21 protein-coding genes are annotated in these 24,822 nt (G+C 52.0%); 2 read left to right on the forward strand and 19 right to left on the reverse strand.

The genetic code is table 11. From position 1 onward, the window contains the following. Positions 1 to 46 precede the first annotated feature (46 nt). The 10 genes from ACMAZB_RS11225 to soxC all read right to left on the reverse strand — a co-directional run bounded on the left by ACMAZB_RS11225 (position 47) and on the right by soxC (position 10,630). Entirely contained in the window at positions 47 to 745 is a 699-nt protein-coding gene (locus ACMAZB_RS11225) for a sulfotransferase (protein ID WP_435217230.1), read from the reverse strand. Between the two features lie 186 nt (positions 746 to 931). Continuing rightward, entirely contained in the window at positions 932 to 3,388 is a 2,457-nt protein-coding gene (locus ACMAZB_RS11230; RefSeq protein WP_435217232.1) for a penicillin acylase family protein, read from the reverse strand. A 141-nt stretch (positions 3,389 to 3,529) separates the two neighbouring features. After that, a complete protein-coding gene (locus ACMAZB_RS11235; RefSeq protein WP_435217234.1) occupies positions 3,530 to 4,267 on the reverse strand; it encodes a hypothetical protein in 738 nt (245 codons plus the stop codon). A 28-nt stretch (positions 4,268 to 4,295) separates the two neighbouring features. Next, positions 4,296 to 5,975, reverse strand: coding sequence for a thiosulfohydrolase SoxB (soxB, locus tag ACMAZB_RS11240; protein ID WP_435217236.1), 1,680 nt, complete (start codon positions 5,973 to 5,975; stop codon positions 4,296 to 4,298). 51 nt (positions 5,976 to 6,026) lie between these two features. After that, positions 6,027 to 6,623, reverse strand: coding sequence for a sulfur oxidation c-type cytochrome SoxX (gene soxX / locus ACMAZB_RS11245; RefSeq protein WP_435217238.1), 597 nt, complete (start codon positions 6,621 to 6,623; stop codon positions 6,027 to 6,029). Between the two features lie 3 nt (positions 6,624 to 6,626). Then, a complete protein-coding gene (gene soxA, locus ACMAZB_RS11250; RefSeq protein ID WP_435217240.1) occupies positions 6,627 to 7,433 on the reverse strand; it encodes a sulfur oxidation c-type cytochrome SoxA in 807 nt (268 codons plus the stop codon). Between the two features lie 18 nt (positions 7,434 to 7,451). After that, positions 7,452 to 7,763: a thiosulfate oxidation carrier complex protein SoxZ gene (soxZ, locus tag ACMAZB_RS11255; protein WP_435217242.1), complete on the reverse strand. Its 312-nt coding sequence runs from the start codon at positions 7,761 to 7,763 to the stop codon at positions 7,452 to 7,454. A gap of 11 nt (positions 7,764 to 7,774) precedes the next feature. After that, positions 7,775 to 8,251, reverse strand: coding sequence for a thiosulfate oxidation carrier protein SoxY (gene soxY / locus ACMAZB_RS11260; protein ID WP_435217244.1), 477 nt, complete (start codon positions 8,249 to 8,251; stop codon positions 7,775 to 7,777). Between the two features lie 14 nt (positions 8,252 to 8,265). Continuing rightward, a complete protein-coding gene (locus tag ACMAZB_RS11265) occupies positions 8,266 to 9,288 on the reverse strand; it encodes a c-type cytochrome (protein ID WP_435217246.1) in 1,023 nt (340 codons plus the stop codon). Between the two features lie 7 nt (positions 9,289 to 9,295). Continuing rightward, a complete protein-coding gene (gene soxC, locus ACMAZB_RS11270; RefSeq protein ID WP_435217248.1) occupies positions 9,296 to 10,630 on the reverse strand; it encodes a sulfite dehydrogenase in 1,335 nt (444 codons plus the stop codon). Positions 10,631 to 11,286: 656 nt separating this feature from the next. Here soxC and ACMAZB_RS11275 point away from each other — a divergent pair. Further along, positions 11,287 to 11,739 carry a thioredoxin fold domain-containing protein gene (locus ACMAZB_RS11275; protein ID WP_435217250.1) on the forward strand — a complete coding sequence of 151 codons (453 nt, stop codon included), beginning with the start codon at positions 11,287 to 11,289 and terminating at the stop codon, positions 11,737 to 11,739. Here the strand turns inward: ACMAZB_RS11275 and ACMAZB_RS11280 are convergent. From ACMAZB_RS11280 to ACMAZB_RS11300, 5 genes are all read right to left on the reverse strand, one after another. Beyond that, entirely contained in the window at positions 11,716 to 12,513 is a 798-nt protein-coding gene (locus tag ACMAZB_RS11280; RefSeq protein ID WP_435217252.1) for a TIGR03084 family metal-binding protein, read from the reverse strand. The two genes, ACMAZB_RS11275 and ACMAZB_RS11280, sit on opposite strands and share 24 nt — an antisense overlap. Positions 12,514 to 12,631: 118 nt before the next feature. After that, positions 12,632 to 14,620: an acetyl-CoA carboxylase biotin carboxylase subunit gene (locus ACMAZB_RS11285; protein WP_435217253.1), complete on the reverse strand. Its 1,989-nt coding sequence runs from the start codon at positions 14,618 to 14,620 to the stop codon at positions 12,632 to 12,634. Continuing rightward, positions 14,617 to 15,426 (reverse strand): enoyl-CoA hydratase/isomerase family protein, encoded by an 810-nt coding sequence (locus ACMAZB_RS11290; protein WP_435211917.1) that lies wholly within the window; start codon positions 15,424 to 15,426, stop codon positions 14,617 to 14,619. Before ACMAZB_RS11290 ends, ACMAZB_RS11285 begins: the two co-directional genes overlap by 4 nt. Before the next feature lie 2 nt (positions 15,427 to 15,428). Beyond that, on the reverse strand, positions 15,429 to 17,051 hold the full coding sequence (locus ACMAZB_RS11295) for an acyl-CoA carboxylase subunit beta (protein WP_435217255.1): 1,623 nt from the start codon (positions 17,049 to 17,051) through the stop codon (positions 15,429 to 15,431). Between the two features lies 1 nt (position 17,052). Then, complete coding sequence (locus ACMAZB_RS11300; RefSeq protein ID WP_435217257.1) at positions 17,053 to 18,855, reverse strand: acyclic terpene utilization AtuA family protein; 1,803 nt, start codon at positions 18,853 to 18,855, stop codon at positions 17,053 to 17,055. Positions 18,856 to 19,094: 239 nt separating this feature from the next. Here ACMAZB_RS11300 and ACMAZB_RS11305 point away from each other — a divergent pair, with 239 nt between their 5' ends. Next, complete coding sequence (locus ACMAZB_RS11305) at positions 19,095 to 19,805, forward strand: TetR/AcrR family transcriptional regulator (protein ID WP_435217258.1); 711 nt, start codon at positions 19,095 to 19,097, stop codon at positions 19,803 to 19,805. Positions 19,806 to 19,832: 27 nt separating this feature from the next. Here the strand turns inward: ACMAZB_RS11305 and ACMAZB_RS11310 are convergent, their stop codons facing one another. From ACMAZB_RS11310 to ACMAZB_RS11325, 4 genes are all read right to left on the reverse strand, one after another. Further along, positions 19,833 to 20,786 (reverse strand): DHH family phosphoesterase, encoded by a 954-nt coding sequence (locus ACMAZB_RS11310; RefSeq protein ID WP_435217259.1) that lies wholly within the window; start codon positions 20,784 to 20,786, stop codon positions 19,833 to 19,835. An 18-nt stretch (positions 20,787 to 20,804) separates the two neighbouring features. Beyond that, positions 20,805 to 22,847 (reverse strand): polysaccharide biosynthesis protein, encoded by a 2,043-nt coding sequence (locus ACMAZB_RS11315; protein WP_435217261.1) that lies wholly within the window; start codon positions 22,845 to 22,847, stop codon positions 20,805 to 20,807. A gap of 75 nt (positions 22,848 to 22,922) precedes the next feature. Then, on the reverse strand, positions 22,923 to 23,885 hold the full coding sequence (locus tag ACMAZB_RS11320) for an MraY family glycosyltransferase (RefSeq protein WP_435217263.1): 963 nt from the start codon (positions 23,883 to 23,885) through the stop codon (positions 22,923 to 22,925). Then, on the reverse strand, positions 23,885 to 24,799 hold the full coding sequence (locus ACMAZB_RS11325; RefSeq protein ID WP_435217264.1) for an NAD-dependent epimerase/dehydratase family protein: 915 nt from the start codon (positions 24,797 to 24,799) through the stop codon (positions 23,885 to 23,887). The genes ACMAZB_RS11320 and ACMAZB_RS11325 overlap by 1 nt, the downstream gene beginning before the upstream one ends. Between the last annotated feature and the right edge of the window lie 23 nt (positions 24,800 to 24,822).

A 24,822-nucleotide genomic window follows, 5' to 3' on the forward strand; every position in this document is an offset into this window, starting at 1 on the left:
CTCGCCTTTCTTTTAAACCTATGGAACCAAGGTCTCAACATAAGTTTTACTCTGCTATTTCTTTTAATTCTTTTAGCAATTCTAAAAAGCGTTGATCCAATTCGTAAGCCCTATCTCCAGACGCCGTTCGAAGACCCGCCTCATAAAACTCTTTTTTTGTATTGTCGTCGTAAAGACCAAACCCGATGAGTATCCTTTTTAGTTTTTGCTTGAAAATTAGTTCCTCATCATCGAAACACAGTACAGGAAAACGGTGGACACAGTAATGTTTCCAAAGCCGCTGGTTATATTGGTACCAAAGTTCCAACCCGGCCTCAATAGGCATGCCACTGCGATTGTTCAGGGACTGTGCAACGTCCATCGGATCACGGTAAATACCGATGAAACGCAGCTCTGGAAGCGCTTGAATCCATCCGTCAAGGGTAAGCAGGGTTCTGGGGTCTTTGAAACCAAAGCATTTTGGTGCTGTTGCTGGTGTCACAAGCCGGCGCGCTTCCTTAAGCTGATCAGCCGACCACCGTACCAAATGGCAGGGCTGATCCCAGGCTGCGGCGTTCGCAGCTAGCACCGAATCGTTAAGATCTACGATCGCTTGATTTTCGCGATTCCCCTTAATGTTGTGGGGATTCCATGTGTGGCGTTCACCCAAATCAACACCCGATTCTTCGAGTGACCCCGTCAGGCAGCTCGTTCCTGATCGATGCATACCTAAAACACAGATAACTGTAGGTGCCGACTCCAGCATGCTGTCAAAGCCCCTCCACAAATTGCCCAAAACTACCCAAGACTATGCATACCTTTTTGCTCGGGACAAATCATTTTCGGACAATTTTTTGCCGACACGAGCTTGATGCGGATAACCCCAGCTTGTCGTTATTGCTATTCGGCTCAAAATTACAACCTCATATTGATAGCGCCAACATAATCACACTCATTCCTGCAATAACAGCGTATCCCCAATCTGGCTTGCGACAATGTCATCCTCACAGAAGGGAAAACGCACCCAACGTTTATCTGAGTAAAGCTTGGTCTGATCGGAAAAATGTGGAGAGGCGGGATCAGTTGATTGCGAGGGCACTAAAATCACGTCTGCAATCGGACACTCAGTCTCATCCCAGGTGACCGCTTGGATGTAGCTATTGCCCGAACCTGGATTGACATAGCCGCCTTCCGAAAGTCTTGCACTAATCGCCCCATAAACACCCATGGTGCCTGAACCACCATGGATTGGAACGTTCTCATTATTCCGCTCTAGGTACTGCACCTCTGACCAAGAGGCATCAAGTAATACACCATTAGACTGCAGTTGAGCTTCAGCGTTGAGTAACACCTCTGTCAATAAGATTTGGTTGGAAGTAATGTCTAGGTCAATGCCAGAGGGTGTCTTGAGGGGATCAGCGGGGTCGTAATCAATTCGCCAAAAAGTATCGTTCGATATCACCCCTTGAAATCCACCACCCAATTTGGACCCGAGTGCCTTCCAAAACTCGGTGAAAACCTGTGCGCCCTGGCTCTCAAGGTCAACGCGACGATCCCACTGCGCCAAAATTCCGCACACTGTTGTCAAAGTCTCTATTTCTGAAGACGCACAAAACTGCAGAATATCGTCTAAAGTGACTTCAGCACCGTACACGCGATTGGCATACATAAGTCCTTTTATGGTCTCCAAGTCAAAGAGCGGCGTTTCGCTCAGTCCATCGCTCGCAGCTTTGCGTTCTTCGACCATTAAATGGCCAATCCGAGTGCGCAAAAACTGCTGCTGCCCCTCATATCCTACTGGCCCCATAATCGTCGGAAAACCCTCTATGGGCTGCTGAGCATTACTGAGCCAATAGCTATTATTGCTATTTCCAACGTAGTCTCTAGTGCGCAACTGCGGCAACTGACTGGCACCGTAAAGGTTGCTGCCCTCAGGCGCCTCTGGGTCCTCCCCCCATTCACACGCAGAGGTCGAGCCGTCTAAGGAAATGATGACATTGGTTGTTGCATCTGCCAAAAGTGGCCCAACTATGCCATTCACACAGGTATCGAGCTGCTCCTGCGTAATGTAGGGAATCGCTGATAACTCACCGTAAAAAACCTCACCGCCTCGATCTGCAGCAATTTCATGAAACACCGGGTTACCAATCGTCGCCAACGCATCAATATAGCCCTCTAGATCAGTGGCTTTACCTTTGTTAATCCACTGCTCAATGCCCCGTGTTCCAGTCAAAATATTGGCATCTCGAAACGCAAGTATCGAGCCATTGAACATAGGCCAGCCATCAAGAAACTCAGATACGCCTTTCAAGTTCAGGACAGGCCCAAAATGGGACTCGTAGAATGTGAAGCTTTGCTGTTCTAACGTGCCGTCTGCCAACAGAACATCAATAGTGACCTCAACGGGCGTTATCTCTCGCATCTCGTCTTCGTATTGGTACTCGAGAGGGTTTTCGGGGTTGAGCTTCAACTCGTACAGACTAAAACGGTTGGCCAGTGACACCGTGTGTGTCCATGCAACATCTTTATTAAAACCGATCCCAATAAAGGGGAACCCATGCAGCGCAGCACCAGCCACATCATACTCACCAGGCAACGTCAGATGCGCTTGATACCAAGCTCCTGCTCCAAACCAGGGCTGATGTGGATTGCCCAGGAGTACCGCGCCACCATTTTGTGTACTTTCGCTCCCCACCGCTAGCGCATTGCTGCCCCGATCAAAATTGTGCATTCCACGAGCTGCAGCGGCGGCGCTATTAGAAAAATCAGCAAGCTGGGCATCATTTAAACTGCCCGTTGCGCCCGCATCAGCGGGCCCTTCAACAGACAACAGCGCGTTGCGAAAAGTCCCATTATCGGAGCTTCCTCGTAGGGCCTCGCGCCGCATGTGCTTGAAAAGGTCGATCGGCGTCACTTCAAAAAGCCAAGGCGCATCCCTGCAGCCGTAATCGCCCTCCGCCAAGTTGTCGTCACCCGTTTCTTCACGATACCGGTTCATACCGCGTGCAAAACCCGCTGTAAGATCACGACTAAACTCTGGCAGCTTATTGACAAAAAGCTCCTCGAACTCGGCATCGTCTCCGTTTAAATAGCGAAATAAAAAGTCAGAGCCAGTATTTCCCTGCTCCTCTCCAAGTAACTCCGCTGATCGACCACTCGCGTACACCATCTCTCTCATGGCGACGCAGTAGTTATCCTGAGAGTAAGCGTAGCCAAACCCATAGCCCAAGCTCTTCCAATCTTTGGCCACGATGTGCGGAATACCGTATTCGGTACGCTTTATCTCGGCGCTAAGCTCATATGTAGGCTCTGGGGGCGGGGCCGGTTCTGGAGTTGAGGCAGTGCTGTCGTTTGAGTCACTACATGACGTCAGCAGAAGGGCTGCCGCAAGGATTAGAAGAGTTTTCATAAGAGTTCCCTACGTCTTTTATTTTGATTGATTTTTTTTTGTTGCTATAAGCTAATTAGCATTTCCGATGAGCGCAAGCAGTTCAAAGTGGAAAATAATTAGAGGAGCTACAAAAATTAGACATAACTGTGGCATCCCACATTAAGACAGCGCTTCGAATAATGATGGATCATGAGTCAAAGCTAAGAGGTTACTTTCATGGTTCTCTTCGCCAGCTAAAGAACCACAAAGATTCCAAAGGCATGTCTTGGGCCGGCGGCTTTCTCTCACTGCATCGATCGCCGGCCCGCCGCCGTGCACTAGTTCACTCGCAAGCATCGGGCTCAACGCCCCCGCCTCAGGATAAAGGGGGAAATCCGCCAGAGAGTGAAGCGCCTTCAAAAGCTTGGGGCCTATCATTTGCGGCGAAATCGCTGCGGAATCAGCACGTTCAATAATCGAATGCGCAACCTGATGCAGAAAAGGTAAAACGGTGTTGTCAGCCGAAAAAAGCATAAAGGCATTATGAGGTTGCTTAAATATTTTTAGTCGTCCTCGGCTGTCAGTATCCAGCCAGTACTCCTCACCAAAACAAACTGATGCCTCTGTATTGGGAGCCCATGACGCATCGACAACTAAGGTATCCGCATCCAACCACACTGCAGTACCACCCTCTGACTCAAGGTGATCCTTAAGCAAACTTAAACGCGCAAGATCGGCAATAATCGGTGTGCGTCCCGCCAGCTTATTCCGCAGGGCGCTAGGCACGCGGTCAAAAAGTTCATCGCCAAAAAAAAGGTACCGGTAACCCTGTTGGGCACACCACTCCCGAACGGAGCTCAGGCATCGCGACTGCCACAGCGGCTGCTGTGCCGGTGCCGACTGAAATATCGTAATCACCGGCGCTCACATGCACTGGACTGCATTTTCAATCGACGTACCCTAAGTTGTCGACCAAGCCTCTTACCTCAGGTTGCTCTACGGATAGATTACCGACGACTTTTTGGAAACGAAGCCAGCGAGCCACCACATCCCAAATGGGTTCTCCCTCAACGCGCTGCACCGAAGCCCAGCCCGCCACTTTATAGAACCTTGAAGCGTCAACCGGTTTATCTTTAAAGCGCAGATTACCAATGCGTTCTCCAGCCGCCGCGGCAGGTGCAATGCTGTACTGGAGCCCTCCTACGCGCACCATATCTCCCCCTTGCTGGTAATAGGGGTCGGGGTTGAAAAGATTGTCGGCGACATCCTCCAAAACGTACTTTAGGCGCTCTCCGCTCATTTCATTCACTGTGACAGCAGGATAGGTAATGGCCACTTGAGCCATAAGGTCCTCCATCGTGATATCTGATCCGGGTAGCAATGTGGTACCCCAGCGAAAGCCCGGAGAAAACGCAATGTCAGCGTCTAGCTCATCCCGCAAGGCGTTACAGATGAGCTGATCAAAGCTGCCGTTAAAATTACCTCGCCGATAGAGTAAGTCGTCCGTGGTGGCTAAAACTTCACCTAACTTTTCAGCGTAAGGCGCGCGGATATCATTGATCAAGGCAGACATTTCTAAGTCCGGCGTCAGCATATTAGAAAATACTGGCAGCAACTGGTAAGACCAGTTCCTGATACGGCCGCCACGCACATCAAAATCTAGAACGCCCAAAAATTTCCCGTTGGATCCCGCATTGGTCACTAGCGTCATGCCTGCCGGATTTTTTACCTCTAGCGCCCGTGGAATCGCATCGTGAGTGTGGCCCCCAAGAATGGCATCGAGTCCAGAAACCCGTGAGGCAAGCTTTATATCTGTGTCTGCACCATTGTGAGACAGCAAAACAACGACCTGTGCCCCTTCACGGCGGACTTCATTAATTTTCTCTTGCAACTCGCGCTCGCGAATACCAAAGCTCAACCCCTCCATGAGATACGCAGGGTTTGCGACCGGCGTGTAGGGAAAGGCCTGTCCGATAATAGCAACGGGGACACCGTTCAACTCGCGTATGACATGGCTAGGAAAAACGGGGTCGCCAAATTCTTTATCGCGAATATTTTGTGCCAAAAACGCCGTGCGCCCAGCCAGATCATTATTAACAATCGACTGCACACGCTCGGTTCCAAGTGTAAATTCCCAGTGCCCGGTCATAACGTCAATGCCGAGAAGTTTAGAGGCGTCGACCATATCTTGCCCCTGAGTCCACAGCGCGGTAGCTGATCCCTGCCAAAGATCCCCACCGTCGAGAAGCAGTGCATTCGAGCGGCTAGATTTGAGCTGCTTTACCAAGGTCGCCAAATGGGCAAAGCCACCAACCTGGCCAAATTCAAGTGCAGCCGCGGTGTAATCAAGGTGCGTATAAGCGTGGGCTTGACGGGTGCCTGATGCAATCTGATAGCGTTCCAATAAAGCCTTTCCCACAAGGTGCGGGCTGTGATTATGGGCACTGTGAACGCCGATATTTGCCTGTGGCTCACGATAGTGAACTGGCGTGAGCTGTGCGTGAGCATCTGTCATATGTAACAGATGGACATTGCCAGTCGGCGCAATATCGTAGGGATTAACTGTAGCCGCTCGAGCTGACACACCGGGCAGTGCTAAGCCAGCCGCCGCACCCAATGCCAGCATTTTTCCAAATTCACGGCGTTCGATGACGGCTTCCTTTTATTGACCATCCCGTCACGGCTGCGAACGATTCACTGGCGACGTTGGATCAAAAAGAAAAGCCATAACGTCCTGCAACTGCTGCGGCGTTAGTATGTCAGCGGCACCAAATCTTGGCATGTGGGAACAGACGTTATAAGCGTGGGTATTCCAAAGCTTGGTCCAAGTGTACTTAAGCATGGCAGCACTTTGACCTCTGGCGCCATAGCCGCTTAGCGATGGCCCCAAAGTACCGTATGCCGCTTCAGCGGGATCAAGTTGATGGCAGGCATAACAATTACCACCATTAGCCGCGTTGGGGTCGTCGGAATACTGAAGCCCCTTGCCGTTTATGGCGACTTTTTCACCCCGCTGCCAATCACCCAAATAATTCCCCCCCGGTGGGCTGGTAACCCCCTCAAGTGCTGCTTCTCTCAACTCCGCTGCACGAGCCTCATCAACCTTCGCCGAGCGCGGTTTGCTGCAAAACGCCTGAAGCTCATCTTGTTTCAGTCGCTCGACGGTGACAAAGTTTTTGTCGACCATTGAATCCAGCAACACCTCATAGACCTCGTCAGCGTAAAGAGGATTAGAAAACATAACGGCAAATAGTAGAGTGCTTGTTTTCATCATTAGTTACCGCTTCAGCCCTGGCGCTGTCATAGAGGCCCCGGCGCCATTAACGGCGAGATAGGTCTGCAGTGCTACCGAGGCATCAGACCCCATTGTCAATTCAGGCATTCGTTGCTGGCGCATACAGTCCCGCATACGCCACCCCATAGTGCGAACAATACCTTGAGAGATACGGTAGGCCGGCCAGGTGCTATAGGCTGCAGCTGCGCCCTCATGCGTGGTCAAATTTGGCAGGGCTTGCAACCGTATGCGGCGCCCGGCCTGCTCATGGCAAGTGGCACAAGAAAAATCATGAGTGCCTGCCCGATAATAGAAAAGGGTTTCACCCAAGGCGTAAGCTGATTTCTCCTGAGCATGAGCCTGACCCGGTGCGATTGCGAGACCACTAGATTGATCAGCAATCCATGCAACCAGCGCTTCAAGCTGAGTACCCAGGTCACCTCGCAGCGAGTAGGGTTTCGCGCTAACCTCATCGGGGGCAAGACCCTGCAGTTGGATCATGCAATGCTCGAGGCGCGCCTCAATGTCCTGAACCCGATCGACGTCCGCAAAATACCTCGGCAATTGCGCATAGGCACCTTCCACCACGCCAGGCCCAAGACCAAGATCACATTGTTCTAAAGAGGCTGACTTGGGGCCTGCGGGGGCATACCAAATTTCCTCGCCATCAAAAATTACGAAGATCGCTGGATTATCATCGCCCAACATATCGCGATACTCGTCAAAAATACCCTCTCCCTGTGACAGAAGTGTTGCAGACCAAAGCCCTATGACAATGGCAAAAATAATCTTGATAAACCTGTTATTCATAATTGCCCGCTCAGCTAATCAACGAATAGTCGTCTCACCAGTACCGGTTGCACCTTGGTTATCACGCCAGATCACTTTGACCACATCACCTTGGGTGCCGCCTTTAAACCGGACACCCAGAAACGGGTTCGCCGACACGGCAGCGCCCCAATAAGCCTGCATGACGACGGTATCACCATGGACGACCTGAACATCCTCAATGAAATTTGCAGGAATCGACGCACCCGTCTGATCCTTGCGCATGCCGGTTTCCATGGGGTGGCGCATCAATGCCTTAACCTCACAGTGGTCGCCTTTAAGTTGAGCGCGAATTCTAATCCTACTGGCCATCGTATTTCTCCTTAGCCGCCGCAGCCACCCAAAGTAACTTTGGTTTCTCTTTGCATCATATAGAGCTCACCCTCCGCCTCGGCGACGGCATAGAGATTACCCGTTTGCGCCACCTTTACCCGAGTTTCTGCATAAGGCTGGGTATTGGGCGGAACTTGAAAAACTGCAGCAACCGGATTCGGGTTCTTCTCTACAATGACATACAGTTTGCTGACTCCAGGCAACACGGATACATCAACCTCAATCCTAATGGGCACGACTGCGCCATTTTCTGCAATATCAGGTGCCGAAAAAATAATCCCTTCACTGATTGTTGGGACACCGCCAAGTGCCTCAAAGGTAGCGTCAAGGGTTGTCGTCTGAAAAACAGATTCCGGTCGCAGTGCTGCCGACCAAAGTTTTTGCGGTAAGGCAGCAGCAACTAACAGCGCGCCACTCACTCTTATTAAGCCTCGCCGTGTTAATCCCAAAGGGTCTAAATTACCCATAGATGTCAACTCCTTTACTTGTTTAGTTGCCCTGAGGCTAGCCAAAGTGCCAGTGTCTCCACGACAGTATCATCCAACCTCGTCATCGCAGGCATGGGCATCGAGCCCCATACGCCCTGCCCTCCCTGCTTGATTTTGTTGGCCAAATAGATCGCGGCATCCTGCCCCGCATAACGGTCTCGAATTGCAGAGAATCCGGGACCCACCAACGCTTTATTCATCTGATGGCAAGCCGTACAGCCACTAACCGATAAAAGGTCATCAGGTCGTTGATCTAACGTGTCACTCGGCGTTGACTGGGATTCCGACCGCTGTGCTGCAGGTGCGGTCTGCACGCCGGGAAAGGGGCCATAATCACGCATTTGATCTCTAAGGTTGCCGTGAGCATTCATTGCATAATCTGGAAGAGATGACGTAACCGTCGTATTGACCGCACAGTTGGTTGTGCACGCCGAGCCAACCACGTCGGGAACGCCGTTAACCGACCAAAGGCCGTGGTCCTCAGTCATACCATTACGGTTTGGCATTAAGGCTTGAACATCTCTTATATTTTTATCAGACAGCACAAAGTCGTCATCGACAATATAAGCAAGATTAAGCAGGTAGGCGACCAATGCGTACACCTCATCAACAGCCAATGACTTCGGTGCATTCCAGGGCATTGCTCGATTGATGTAATCCCAAACCGTAGACAAGGTCGCCACCTTCATGAAAGTGGTCCTGACAACGGCAGGGTCTGTTAGCGCAGCCACACGCCCTGTCTGAATATCGTTCTCGGTAATGTTGCCCAAGACAATAGGCGAGAAAACTTCATTAGAGTCGCCAAAATCGCCGTGGCAACTTGCGCATTGATCTAGCCACAGTACCTCACCTTGCTCTACCGAGCCGGCACCTACAGGCAACCCTGTAAAATCAGGGCGCACATCGATGTCCCAGGCACTGAGTTCCGCAGTGGTTGCAGTTCTTCCTAGCGCATTAAGAGCCAATAAATAGTCGCCAGCAAAGGCGTTACTACCCAAAAAAATCAGGCCGATCATCCATGACCTAGCCCACCTGAACATTATCGACCTCACCTGAAGGACTTACCCGCCACGTCTGAATGGCATTGTTGTGATAAATCGAACGAGTGCCTCGCTGGGCCACCAATGCGGCACGTTGTGGCTGTATGTAACCCGTATCGTCGTGGACTCGGCTTTGCAGTAATGCCGGCTCGCCCCGCCAAACCCAGTCAAAATTAAATCGCGTCAGCATTTTTGTGGATACCTGCCCCTCTAACCTCGCCTCCTGCCAATTGCGCCCGCCGTCGACCGAAACCTCCACTTTGCGCACGGAGCCCCGACCCGACCAGGCCAAACCCGTAATGCAGTAATAACCTTGGCTAAGCAGCTTCTGACCCGCAGAAGGCGCCGTGATAACCGACTTAGCCTCTTGTATGGCGGTGTACTGGCGCAACTGGCCATTGGGCATAAGATCGACGTAATGACTAGCCTCATCCTTGGTGGCATAGGGTTTGTTGCCAACCTCTAAACGGCGCAACCACTTCACCCAAGAAACACCCTGTACACCCGGCACTACTAGCCTTAGTGGGTAGCCCTGCTCAGGTCGCAGCATTTCGCCATTTTGGCCGTAGGCCACAATCGCGTCTTCGAGTGCCTCGACAAGGTTAATGGTTCGCGTCATCCCGGAACCATCGGCACCCTCTGCTAACAAATAATTAGCGTTCTGGTCGTAGCCCGCACGCTCGAGTAACAAAGACAGCGGCACGCCGGTCCACTCAGAGCCTGACAACATACCGTGGGTGTATTGCACGGTGGGCACAGCTGAGTTACCCCACTCTAACGCTGTATTCGCACCACATTCCAAGAAGTGCATGCGCGACACACTGGGCATACGCAGTAGGTCTTCAACGGTAAATACCAGGGGTTCTTTCACTAGCCCGTTAACCATAAGTCGGTGACGTCGAGGGTCGATATCGACCCAACCTTGATGGTGCCGCTCAAAGTGCAGCCCACTGGGAGTGATGCACCCAAAAAGATTTTGCAAAGGTGTGAAAGCCACGCTCGCTTGATCAGTTTGCGTAAGGCCAGGGCTTTGTCGGCGAATGTTGTTGGCTTCGAAAATCGATGGCTGGCCATAGGGGTTTGTCGCCACGGCTTTACCAAGACTGCGGCTCCATTCGGGCACCTCGATAATGTTGGGATCATCGGCAATCGCAAGCCCGGAGACCCCGGCCAATGCACCCGCAAAAGCACCCCGTAAAAGCTGTCTGCGCTGGGTATCGACACCTTTTTGTGACACCTCAGATATCAGCTCATCAGACAGGAATGACTCTGGTGCCGGCCTCAACCGACCCTCCTGATGACTGGCGTGTGTTGGCATTTGCCCCACCCCCGTGAATGCACTTACATTGCGGCTGCGTTATTTCAGTGTCTTTGCAGCCATCTTTATTTTATATTCTTATATCATATAAACATATAACCAAAAACAACTCTAGCGCACTTTAACGACTACAACGTGGCGTATCGCTTGAGCGGTATGGCCAGTACAGAGGCGCTAAAAAGAGCGCGCGGTTCCGCCCTCCCCCCGCAGTACTGACCCGCACCATCAGGCTTCCCAATACATAGCTGAAACCTAAGCCACAGTGCCTAACAGTATGAACAACAGCAGCACGACTGCAAACTCAAAACCCTAAGGCCATGCCTTTGTGTTTATACCCCGGTGCCCACAACGCGTAATCTAACGGTGAATGGGTCTCGGTAAGACATGTCCAGTTAGGCTCAAAGCCCGTTTATGCCTGCAGTACACACCAAAAATATCGCCGACCTTTTTCAGGCCGTAGGATTGCCGTGGCGGTGTTTTATAGTCCGCCTCGAAGGTAGCGTGGTTTTCCAATAAACTGATGCCGGCCAGAACGAAGACAAATGTCGACCTTCGCGGCTTGTAGCACCGGTAGCAGTCGAAATACCTTGTTCAGAAGATGCAGGCCGGAACTTCGAGTGTCGCGAAGATTGAAGGCTTACTAAAGAGCACACACTATGGCGGTATCAAACTTCCAATTCCACTGCCCCCGTAAGCCCCGGCGACGGGATACAGCAAGGCACTTTGCTGCTGCTTTTTTGTTTCCACTGAGCCTGTCAATTTGCATTCAGGGTAACGCCGCTGAGCTTTTGTACATTTACTCAGCGGACTGTCCAGCCTGTCAGCAGTTTGATGCAGAGGTCCTCACCTATTACAAAAATACCGATGAAGCCCGACGACTCCCAATCGACAAAATTGGCTTAGCCGCTTGGCAGGCAGGAACCCACCCAAAAAGTATCTGCATAACCAAGCAGGTTGACGTGACGCCTACGTTTATTGCAATTGAGACGTGCGAAGAACAGGACCGTATTAGCGGCTACTCGCAGGAAGAGCTGTTCTGGATGGCGATACAACGTATCGACAGGTCGATAACCCAGGGGGCAAGCTCAACTAACGCGCATGAACCGTGACCCCGGGGTTGGGGGTGGATTGGGGCCACCCGCAAAACACTGGGCGTTATAGAGCCAGCGCTTGGCGTCCTCACCCGTATAGGACAGCTCGGTATCTTCGACATGTCGTGTCTGAGTTACGACCTGAGAAAACTCTTCCGCTGTACCTCTGATTGCTGACACAGAATCGTCCTCGCCAAACTTCCAAAGAACACCCGAAGGCGCGGTCAGTTCAACATAAGGCATTTGTTCGGGAGCCGCCTCTCCACGAACCTTAAACGTCCAGCCGAAAGTATTGATACCCAGAATGACGATGTTGTGAATACGATCTGTATTGCTGCGAACCTTGCCCAGCTCATCATAAATTGCCTGGCCATGGGCCCAGGTTTCCATCTGTCGCGCCGTAATACAGGATCGTGCACTCATACTGGGCCCTACCCACGGACAACGCTGCGATGGATCGGCCTGACTATAAGACTGTGCAAGCTGCTGATAGGTTTCGCGCCACTCCGACAGGAGCACATCGCCCTCAGCCAAGACAATTTGACCTTCAACTTGCGTCAAACTATCCCCGCGGGTGAGCCCCTCCATGACCGGCACCAGCGTCTGCTGTAGCTGATCAGTATTCTCGAGAGCCCACAAAGCCATTTGGTTCCAAAAATGCAGATGCCGCAGGATGGTCTCGATGCTCCAGGCCTTGAAACCCGTGGGCCGTGAGAGATCGAGACTCCCGGCATCGCCTAAGAGTGCATCGATGTCTAGGCACTCCTCGAGAAAAGCTTTAGCCTGTTCCATGTCCAATACCTTCCAATAGCACGCCAGTAAACCTTAAGGTTGCTCACTACACCTTGACGATCAGCAAGCACACTGCAACAACCACTTCGCTAAAACAACTCAGTCGCTGATAGAGCCTCTATTCATCCAGCTCTAAAACTACCATCACATCTCCCGCTGCAATTTGGCGACCCGCCATACCCGGAGTCTCAAGAACAACACCATCTGCGGGCGCTATAATCTCGTGCTGCATCTTCATGGCCTCTAGGACCGCGAGACGTTGACCTTTGACCACCGTTTCATTCTCTGACACCTCGACAGCAAGCAGTAAACCGTGCATCGGGGCCACCACAGTGCCACCCGCTGCGGCATCAACAGCCTCCGGGGATACTCGAGTATAGTCTGTGAGCGTCATCGAATACGTTGCGTTAGCAAAAAGCAGGGTCGCCGGCGCTTCTTGAACAAAATTGAACTTTTCGCGCCAGCCATTAATCTGTAACTCACAGTCGGTATCAGACATCCCCATGAATTCGACCATGAACTCTTCACCTTGGAACACCACTTGATACTGCCCCGCTGAAAGCGTTTCTAACTTGACACTAACTTCCACCTCGTCGATTCGATATTCACGAATAGAGATAGCCCGCCCTCGGGAAGACCAGTCGAGAAGCTCATGGGAAACCAATGGTGCCCTGTCATGAGCCTCACCCATCGCGAGCAGGTGCTGAATTACTGCAGCACCGACAACAAAAGCTCCGGGTACTTTGGGGGGGGTGAACTGGTCGCCATAATGCTCCGCAATGAACGCAGTGGTTGCTAAACCATCCTTAAAAGTTTGCTGCTCTAGGGCGTCGATTAAAAAATCCCGATTGTTGCCCAAGCCAAGTAAAGCGCCATCTTGTAACGTTGCGACTAAACGGCGACGTGCATCCTCTCGTGTTTCCCCATAGCTAATAATCTTAGCGACCATTGCATCGTAATAAGGGCTGACCTCATCCCCGCTAGCCACGCCACTGTCGATCCGAATGCCCTCACCTTCCGGAAAATCGAACAGTCGCACGGGTCCCGTGCTTGGAAGAAACCCCTTTTCAGGTTCCTCTGCATACAACCGGACTTCAACCGAATGGCCTAACAGCTCAATGTCGTCTTGCTCTGCAGGCAGCGGTTCTCCCCTGGCTACCCGAATCTGCCACTCAACTAAATCAAAACCCGTGACCATCTCAGTGACGGGGTGCTCTACCTGCAGGCGCGTATTCATTTCCAAAAAGTAAAAGCGCCCCTCCTCGTCGAGCAAAAACTCCACGGTACCTGCACCGACATAATCAACGGCTCGCGCTACGTCAACCGCGGCCTCTCCCATTGCACTGCGCAACTCAGGCGTCATGACTGGACAGGGAGACTCTTCAATCACTTTCTGGTGCCGGCGTTGAATCGAGCAATCCCGTTCCCCCAAATGCACAACATGCCCATGCTGATCCGCAAAGACCTGTACTTCGACATGGCGCGGACGAAGTACAGCGCGCTCGATAATAAGTTCGCTAGAACCGAAGGCGTTCTGGGCTTCCGATTGAGCCAAGCCAATGGCATCTTGTAACTGGGATAATTCAGTGACAAGGCGCATGCCCCGGCCACCACCGCCCGCTGCAGCCTTAATCATGACAGGGAGGCCAATGTCCTCTGCGGCCAATAACAGCGTTTCGATGTCCTGCGCCTCGCCCTGATAACCCGGGATGCAAGGCACGCTGGCCTCTAGCATGGCGCGTTTAGCCCTAGCCTTATCACCCATAACCTCAATCGCTTGATTAGGAGGGCCGATAAAGACAATGTTCGCCTGCTCGCAAGCGGCAGCAAAATCTGAATTTTCTGACAAGAAGCCATAACCCGGATGAATAGCGTCTGCGCCAGCCTCGATTGCTGCGGCCAGAACCTTCTCTTGGCTCAGGTAGGAATCACTGACAATGGGGCCACCGAGTCGGATCGCTTGATCAGCCTCGCGCACATGCAAGGCGTCTTCATCGGCGTCAGAGTAAACGGCCACCGTACGAATACCCAATGCACGCGCAGTTCGCATTACCCGTACTGCAATCTCACCGCGATTCGCGACCAATAAAGTCGACAGCGTTTTCATACATCAATCTCCACGTGCCAACGGGGTTTACGCTTCTCAATAAAAGATGACACGCCTTCTTTGCCCTCATCGCTTTGTAAGCATCGGCTAAAGTTTTCAGCGGCGTATATTACTTTTTCGTCATCGGGAGTTTGCGGCATGCCAACGATTAATTCTTTGCACGCGGCTACCGCGCCCGGGGCACAACCGAGGACGTCAGAACGAATGGCTCTCTCAGTGTCTTCCAATGCCTCCACCGAATCCACCGCGAGATCTAGCACGCCCAAAGCTGCCGCCTCCGCACCTTTGAATCTCGCTGCGGTGAGCATGAGTCGACGACCCACTGCATAACCGCATTTTTGCAAAACATAGCGCGCAATCTGCGCCGGCGTAATACCGATTCGAGTTTCTGAAAAGGCAAACTTGGCATCGTTCATACCTACGCTTACGTCACAGCAACAAGCAAGACCTAGGCCTCCCGCCATGGCCGCGCCCTCGATCATGGCCACAGTCACCTGAGGTAAGGCGTTGAGGTCTGCCAGTATGTCGCCGATACGGGTGCTGGTTCTCATGGCTTGCTCCCGCGCGCCACTAGCGATCGCGTTAAAACTTTTGAGATCACCCCCAGCGCAGAAGAAACCACCCCGCCCCCTAAATGTGACCCCTCTGACGCTGCGATCATCACGTACCGAAGACAGAATAATCTCCAAATCATCAACAACATCATCGGTGAGCGGATTCCGTCGTTCAGGCTGATTAAACCAGACCGTCAACCACCCATTTTCAAGATTGAGATCTACTGACTTTGTTTCAGGTAATGCCGTCATAATTACATCCTCGCCACACCGAAGCTGTTTGATTGCAGACTACGGTGACGCCCTTCAATGATTGTTTCCAAACAGAACGCCAAAACTTTACGGGTATCTCTGGGATCGATAATTCCGTGATCAAGTACGCGACCCGAGGTGTAAAAGGCATCTTCTTGGGCGTCAAAGTGCTGCTTTATCGTTTGGGCCTGTGCCTCCAGCTGCGACTCGGGTATCGGTTTACCTTTACGCGCAGCTCCTGCTTTAGCCACTTCAGTCATTGTAGTTGCAGCGCTCTGACCCGCCATCACGCCAGTCCGCGCATTGGGCCATGCAAACAAAAAGTCCGGTTCGTAAGCCCATCCGCACATACCGTAATTTCCAGCGCCATAGCTGGCACCCACGTAGAGAGATAGTTTAGGTACCCGAGCGTTGGCAACCGCCTGAATCATCTTGGAACCATGCTTAATCATGCCCGCATGTTCATACTGCGTGCCCACCATATACCCCGAGGTATTGTTAAAGAAGATAATGGGCAAATCAGACTGATCACACAGCTGGATGAATTGCGCGGCTTTCGTCGCGCCATTTGTATCAATAGGACCATTGTTACCAATAAAGCCACAGGCGACGCCTGTGATCGTGGCGTGACCGCAGACAGTCGACACACCGTAACGTGATTTGAACTCTTCGATGGAAGAGTCATCAACCACACGGGCTAATATTTCTCTGACATCGTAGGGCGTACGCGGATCGGTAGGGATAGCCCCGGCCAGCTCCTCAGCGGCATATCGGGGTTCGCTATAGGGTTGTCTAGCAAAATGAGTCAGTCGTTTGTTCCAGTCAATGCACTGCATCACTTCCCGAGCCTTCAGCAGGCCGTGTGCATCATTTTCAACGAGGTACTCCACAACCCCTGAAACGCTGGCATGCATTTCGGTACCGCCTAACTCCCTATCGTCGGCATCCTCTCCAGTGGCGGCCTTGACCAAGGCTGCGCCACCGAGCGCCGCCATGCCATTCTCTTTAACTCCGATAACGTAGTCAGACATACCGGGCATATACGCGCCTCCGGCAGTAGACCCACCGTGTAGCACGACCATCGTTGGCAGCCCCTTTGCAGAAAGGCGTGCTAAATCGCGAAACACGCTGCCAAATTCAGACCAAAGTTCAACTTTGTACTTCAGCAGGTTAGCACCGGCACTTTCAACGAGATGCACCAGGGGTAAATTTTGGCGCAGGCATATTTTCAGCAGTGAAGTCGTCACATTAAGGGTGCAATCAGTGGCGGCTCCAGCCGCGATGCCCGAGTCATCGACCCAAACCATGCAGCGAACACCACTGACAAAACCAATACCCACAATGACCGAAGCACCCGGTACGCTGAGCTCACGATCAGACTCCTCGACACAAAAATTCGCCATAGAATGCAGCTGCAAAAACGGCATACCTGGGTCTATTAAAGCGTCTAAACGCTCTTTAGGTGTGAGTTGATTACGGGCACGGAATGTTTTGAGCCGACGGTTGGAGATCTCCTCGGTGCGTTGCTCATAGCACCTTAGTTGATCAACGAAACCCAGCATGCGGTTACGATTTTCACTAAACGTCTCTGAATCGGATTGCAGCGTTGAAACAATAGTAGCCATGTTAGCTTTCCAAAATATTTTCAGGGATGGCAATAGGGGTATCGAGTAAGATTTGCGCGAAACTCTTCGCTTGAGGATCATTGCGCAAACTCGCAACACCCCCACCGCCCAGTGCATTGTGCAGAACGAAGTTGAGCCCCGGGAGTCCAGGTAAATAGTATCTGTTGATGCTGGGACTAGTCATGAAATGAGCAAAACGCGTAGCAACATAATCTGAAGTTAAGACTTGAGCGATCCAGGGCAGGTAAGCTTCATTACGTGCCATGATGCCAATATTTGCTTTGTCTCCTTTATCACCCGATCGCCCCCAAGCAAGGCGCTCTAAAGGGACCGTTGTAAGAGTATCGTCTGCCTGTAAGCCGACCGAGGGAATATCCGTGGGTTCAGCTGGGGTGAACAACGTCGAGGGCTCAGGTATTTGTGGCAACTTACTGGTTCCTCTATCGTCGATCAGCGATAAAGCCACAGATGTTTTGGGCACCTTGATAGAAAATAAACGAATCACGGGGGATGGCTTCGCGCGAGTACCCGCAAAAAAGGCGAGTCCCGGTGGCGCCCCTAGGGCAGCGCCCGAAACCTCACGCAACAACAGCGCAACCGCGCGTTTGTCCTGATGCCTGCAGGCAATTTTTACAGCGACTTCGCGACTACGAGTGTATTGGGCGACTTCCCCCCAATGACTCTCATCACCCACAATCTCGACCGTGACATCATCGAAACCAGAAATCCCGCGGGCGGTTAGCTTTTGCTCTGCCCGTTTGCGCACTTCTTCTGCAAAAAACCTAGCCTTTTCCGCCGCCTTTCGACCCAGATACCAAAGAATTGTCCCTGCCCGCCAGCCATCGGCCCAGGTCATACTGACCTTGTAGTCAGTGGGCACACCCCGTCCTTTAGCACCGCTAACTTGAACCTGGTCTTGACCAATTTGCTGTAGTTCCACGCAAGAAAAATCACAGATCACATCCGGAAGTGCGTAATGCATCGGGTCATCGATTTCGTAGAGTAATTGCTCGCCAACCGTGCCTCGACTTACGGTGCCTCCGGTATTTGCAGGCTTTGTGATCACCGCCTCACCATCCATCGATACTTTAGCGATCGGATAACCCACCTCAACAAGCGACTCGGCTACCGCTTCCCAATCGGTGTAATTGCCGCCTGTCACCTGCGGCCCACACTCAATCAAATGACCCACGAGGGAACCTGCCGCCAATCGATCGAGCTCGTCGGGGGTCCAACCAAACGCATGGATACAAGCACCGAGCGTTACCGCACTGTCAACGCAGCGCCCGGTAATCACAATATCTGCGCCATTAAGAAGCGCTTCGGCAACAGGAAAAGCACCAATGTAAGCATTGGCACTGGCGATTTTATCAGGGGCGGGCATGGCCTCATGAGAAAACATTTCCCGGGCGCCACCTGCTGAGAGTTCAGTAACTCTGGGGAGTAAATCATCACCAACTATGACCGCAACTTTTAAATTAAGCCCCGCCTCGTCAATGCACTTCGTGATGGCTTGGGCACAGGCCTGAGGATTAACGCCACCCGCATTACTGATGAGTTTCACACCAGAGTCAGCGATGGCTTGCAGATTTGGCTGCACCATGGCGGTCACAAAATCGGTCGCATAACCTAGCGTTTCATCGTTTGAGCGAGCTCTGGCAAGGATCGACATGGTAATTTCAGCCAAATAATCGAAGACGATATAGTCCAAGTCGCCCTCAGACAGAAACTGGGCCATTGCGAGGTCAGTTTCGCCCCAAAACCCAGTGGCTCCACCAATTTTTATCGACGACTTCATGCTCATGCAATTTCCTTTGCAAAGTTCGACAGCGGCTTCCCCCACCTTCAGCATTTAACGGGAATTGCCCTTGCTACAAGTAACAGCGCTTCAAATTTCTAGCGGAAAATTACCCGCCGCCCCTGAGTGCTCCCCAAAAAAAGACATATTTTTGGGGGCCCTACCTATTTGGAATTCTAGCGTTTATGATGATAGCTCATTTATTATGAGTGATCCTCACATGCTCACTATAGGAGCCTTAGGCTATGAGCGCAAGTTCGCCCAATACTAAAAACACCCAGCGCGAACGCTTGGAAGCAAAAGAACAAAGTATTTTAAACGCAGCGACCGAGGTGTTTACTGCACTGGGCGTTGACGGCTCTACGATGGCCGAAATCGCACGCAGGGCGCATATCGCCGAAGGAACGCTATACCTGTACCACAAAAACAAACAGGATTTGCTGGCTGTTGTTGTGGGGAATTTTTGGGCAGATTTAACGAAAGGCGCACTTATCGCTGTGGATGCCAGCCTCCCCGTCATGGAGCAATTAGAACAGCTAGCAACCTATCACCTAACGGCACTTATCCAACAATTCGACATGGTGGGCCTGACCTATCGAGCGAGGCTTCGACATGGGGAACCCGAATACCAGTTACCTAAAATTCGTGAATACGTGCGCGTTTTTGATCAAATCATCGAGCGCGGCATCAGTCGTCAAGAATTCATTGAGGAGATGCCGTTATGGCAATGCCGAGACGCTTTCTATGGGGCTTTAGAGTATTCCGCTAGGACACTGCTGCTGCGCGAGGCTCAGTTCGACGCCTCGGTAGTCAAACAGCTTTTGGTGATGTTTCATCCCTACAAGATAGAACAAATCCCAGCAGTTGATTCAGAGAAAAATGCCGCGTCAACTTCAGAAAGGCTTGCAAAAATTGAGGCGCTACTGGCGCTACTGGTCGAGAGAGAAGCCAAATAACGTGGGCCTCAAAGGGCAAGAAACAGCTTAGTTGTACTGGTGCCTGAGGGCGTCGATGAAAACCGCCAGCGATTCCTGAGGCAACTGATTAATACCAGCCGCTGCTGCTCGCCCTCCCCCCGAAGGAAATTGCTTGCAAACGGTATCGGCACCGACGCGATTTTTCACGGGCGCCCTGACACTTACGAGGAACCCCTCAGGGATTTCCGTCACCACGGCATGGGCTCGATGCGGCGCATCTAAGGCAAGCTTGTTTCCCAGAACACCACTGACACGGCGTGCCCAGGGTTCATCCGGTAGCTTGATCACTTTTACGGCGTTCTCGTTAATCAGTAGATCAGCCGCTTCAGCTCTGCTCATGTCCTCGCGATACCCGGACTGCAAGGTCATGTATAAATCTGGGTCTTCTGCCATGCAAACATCAGGATCCCCAAAAGGTAATAAGCGCAGGTATAGACTTTCGGGGTCAAAGTGCAAATCACTGACCTGAGCCCCGTAAGCATTGTAATTGATGAGGATTCCCAGCTCCCGCCACAATTTGAGATCAGGCGTTATCGCTAAAGTTTGTGCAATCCGCTCTGCAGTTCCATCAAGGTTGTCTCCAAAACAACCCACTATTGCCCAGCTAGCACCCGCTCCCGACAAATAACCATTAACCAAAGCAGAAGTGCACACCTCAGGCGCCGTGTTAACTAACAGCTCCAATCCCGGAGCACTTGGCAACTCTCCCGAATTGTGGTGATCGACGTAAAACACCTCAGCGCCTAGGGACAGCAATCGGTCCAGTGCTGGCTGATTTTTTTCAACCGCGACATCAAGAACAGTGACGAAATCCCCTGCAGCGGCGGATACGCGGTTAAGCAACGCGATATCGCGCTTAACGCCGGTGATCAAAGTGGCAGAGCGAGGCGTGTGCTGGCGCAGCTGCAATAAGGCGCAGATACCATCAGCATCGCCATTAAAAACATCGAAACGCCTCATAAAAAACTCATCTTGGTTTTAGCTTTTGGGCGCTGATTGACCCTTGCTAACGGGAAGAACTGAGACATTTTCGGCTTGCGCGACTTGCCTAGCGCGCTTGCCAACACGCCCCTGCTTCAACCAAACAAAGTCATGTCGAATCTCGTGAGCTTCGAAGCCACTCACATAATCGCGTAGGATTTTTGTAATCCCATCACAATCTAGGTCAGCGCAAGCTTTGATCAAGTTAGCCGTTGCCGATTCTAGAACATCAAAATCTACACTGTCTTCCTCAGCCCGCAGGATCATAGGATGACCCGTGCCCGCCACTGAAGTGCCCAGTAAAAGTTCTTCATGGAGCTTCTCGCCCGGGCGTAGTCCAATAAACTCAATATCGATGTGCTCAGAGGACACAGCATCACCCTCTAGCTCGTAACCACTCAAGCGAATCATCCGCCTCGCAAGATCAACGATACGAACCGGCTCACCCATATCCAGCACGAAAACGTCACCCCCCGTTCCCATTGCACCCGTTTGCAAAACCAGCTGAGCTGCCTCAGTAATACTCATGAAATACCGGGATACATCAGGATGGGTCACCGTGACAGGCCCCCCAGACTCGATCTGCTCTCTGAATAAAGGCACCACTGAGCCTGACGACCCAAGAACGTTGCCAAAACGCACGATGCAGAACCGTGTGGGGGTGTCGCGTTGCGCCAGCCCCTGTACGATCAGTTCGGCGTAGCGCTTTGATGCCCCCATGATATTGGCGGGACGCACGGCTTTATCTGTAGAGACCAAAACAAAGGTTTCGACACCAGCACGTTCAGCAGCGAGGGCTGCCGACCAAGTACCATCCACGTTATTAGCCACACCCTCTGCGACGTTGTATTCGACGAGCGGAACGTGTTTATAGGCAGCGGCATGGTAAACCGTTTGCACCTTAAAGGTCTTATACAGTGACTCCAATCTGCGCTCGTCACGAACGGATCCGAGCAGGGTCACAACCGGGAAACGGTAATCTTGCTGCTGGCACAGCGCCCTGAGTTCTTGCTCAATGCTATACAGCGCGAACTCTGAAATATCGAACAAAATCAGTTCACGGGGAGCGGAAGCCATAATCTGCCGACACAATTCGGAACCGATAGAGCCACCCGCTCCCGTGACCATAACAACCTTGTCATGAAGGCAGCTATCGATCAGCTCAGGATGCGGTGGGACAGGATCTCGGCCTAACAGATCATCGAGGTCCACATCCTGAATTTGGTTAACGCTTGCCCTACCAGCAACAAGCTCCGAAATTTTGGGCACAGTGCGCACATGCACCGGAATGCCCACTAGGGAGTTAATGATTTCACGCCGACGCTCTGCGGACGCGGAGGGCACGGCCAACAATACCTGAGCAATTCCTTGCGCTTTGACTAACGCCTCTAGTTCATCGGATGGGAACACAGGTCGACCGTTGATAACTGTATTGCGTAACGCTATGTCGTCATCTACGAATGCATACACCTCGTAGTGACTCCCATGGTTTAACGCGTGCAAAAGCTGCCGCCCTGATTCACCGGCACCATAAATCACCAGACGTCTCGAGCCTCGCTCGGCAGATACCTGATAGTAGGCACGTGTAACCAAGCGAACACCCCCTGCGCCAAAAAACAGTAGCAGCCAAAAAATACCAGGAGCCGAGGGCGCAACATCTAATTGCCAGTAAAAACTAGCTAATGCGAAGCTCAATGCCACAATCGTCACCGCGCCCACCAAATCCCAGACTGCGTGAGGGCCCATGTGCCGAATGAGGGAGCGGTAAAGGCGGCGACCTACAAAGACCGTAGCGGCAAAAGCGATGATGCCTAGCAGCACCAGAAGTTCTAATAAATTTGCAGGAAATAGTGGCCGATCGTGGCCAAGACTTGAAGATACCATCAAAGCCAAGCAAACCATGCTCAAGTCGGTCAGCAGCAGCACAGCAAGGCGTAGGCCTCGTGACGGACTCCCTCGTTCACCCGACCATGTTGCTGCCGCAGAACGGCCTGGGCGGGAGCGGGATTGATTAAGACGCTGCTGTAGGTGCTTTACCATTTTACTGCTTCATCCTGAATGCAATGCACTGTGCCTGTTACAACTGGGCCAAGCGGTGTTGCAGGACCGTACAGTCTACGAGTAGCGACGCCCGTATGCCACCAATACCAGAGAAGGAATCGTCGAGAAAATTACCGCAAAAATTGTGGAATAAGCGCCAAAAGCTGCCCACAAAGCCATTGGAATCTGCCATGAAAGCTGCAACACGAGCAAACCAGCATTAATGGCGAGCACCGATCCGGTCGCCCTCATCAATCGCTGATAGGTGTGCTCGCTATGCGCTTCTGCAGGAGATTGTCCCCGTACTAACCGTGTCAGCAGGGTGTAGTTTGCATCGACCAGAAAAGGCATCATTAGAATCAACCATGCAGCGCCCAATCGGCTATCTTGCGTTGTAGCGTACAAGCCGAGCCAACCCAGATAGAAACCCAGGAATACGGCCCCGCTATCCCCCATAAAAATGCGCGCGGGCGGCCAATTTAGCCACAAAAATGGCAATAACGCCGACACCAGCACCAAGGTGAGATGGGTTACGCCAGCTGCCTCCGGGAAAAACAGGCTAATAACCGCAAGTCCAAGACAGACGCAAAGGGACTGGGTGACAACAAAACCGTCTAAACCATCCATGAAATTAACGAGGTTAATGCTCCACCCCAAGGCCAATATTGCCAAACCCAACAGGAGCACGTGGGCAGTGCCCAGCAATGTGAGCCCAGCAATTGTTGCCACGATGAGGTAGACGAACAGGCGTAGCCAGGCCGGCAATGCGAGCCGGTCATCGATCAAGCCAACAAGGGCAACCCCTAAACCACAGCCTTGTAATACCAAAAGCCATAACGCGCTTTCACCGGCAAAGCCGTTAGGCACCAGTAAAGCCACGGTAACCGATAAACCGAAGCAAATACCTGCTCCAACGGGGGTCGGCGTTTGATGCGCGCTTCGGGCGTTAGGCCTATCCACAAAACCCCAAGGGCCAGCTACGCGCAGAAAACATAACAGGAGCAAGAGTGATAGCGAAAACGCCAAAACAAAAGCCATCAGGTTGTACTCTCGGATTTGGTTACACTCAAAAGGTGCTCCAATGACCACTTCGCACCATCGAAGGGCTGAGCGGTCTCACCACACCAGTAATGCCCACCAATAGAGGCGGCTAAAGCCTGAGTTTGAGGGAGCGGCAATTTTGCCAAGCACACTAAAATAGCTCGCCATAAGGGTGCCGGTAGTTTGAAGGGAGCTGTTACTGCTAACGCTCTAGCAATTCGAAATGCCGAGTAACACTGACCATCTGTAACTGCCAATACCTGGTCACAAGATGTGTAATTCGATCCCGCATCATCAGCGCCCTCACCCCTGAGCAATGAAACGATCAGGGCAACTAGGTCGGGTCGCGCCACTAAACTACGTTGGCCCGTCGCTGGCAGCGACACCCGCAATCTTCCCTGCCACTTTTTCAAGGCGGCAAGATTCGCGGTCAGCGCTTGATCGTAAACCAAAGCTGGCCGGAGCATCACAAGTTGGCATTGACTTGTTCGCAGCACTTTCGACAACTGGATTTCTGCCCGCCATTTTGACTGCGCGTAAAGCGACCTCGGTTTTGGTAGGTCAAGAGCCGGCGTCCCTGGATCGGATTTATCAGCAGGCACCACATTGAGCGAGCTTAAGAATATAAATTGCTTAACACCAGCAGCCTCAGCCGCTGCAGCAAGCACCTCACAAGCCTCGACATTTGCCACTCTGTAGGCAGATGCATTGCCTTTATTGTGCGCAATACCAGCACAGTGAATAACAGTGCTGATATCAGAAAAAAGTTCCGACAGGCCTTCGCAATGGTCTAAATCCAAAAACCGGTCACAAGAACGTCTTCCTGCAGTGAGAGTCGGAATACCCTGCCGCTTTAATCGGGCGTAGACAGCACTACCGATATAACCCGAGGCCCCGGTGAGTAAAATCACACCGACGCCTCACTGCGATAACA

The sequence above is a fragment of the Luminiphilus sp. nBUS_07 genome (genome assembly GCF_051201685.1).
In the GTDB taxonomy this organism is placed as follows: Bacteria; Pseudomonadota; Gammaproteobacteria; order Pseudomonadales; family Halieaceae; genus Luminiphilus.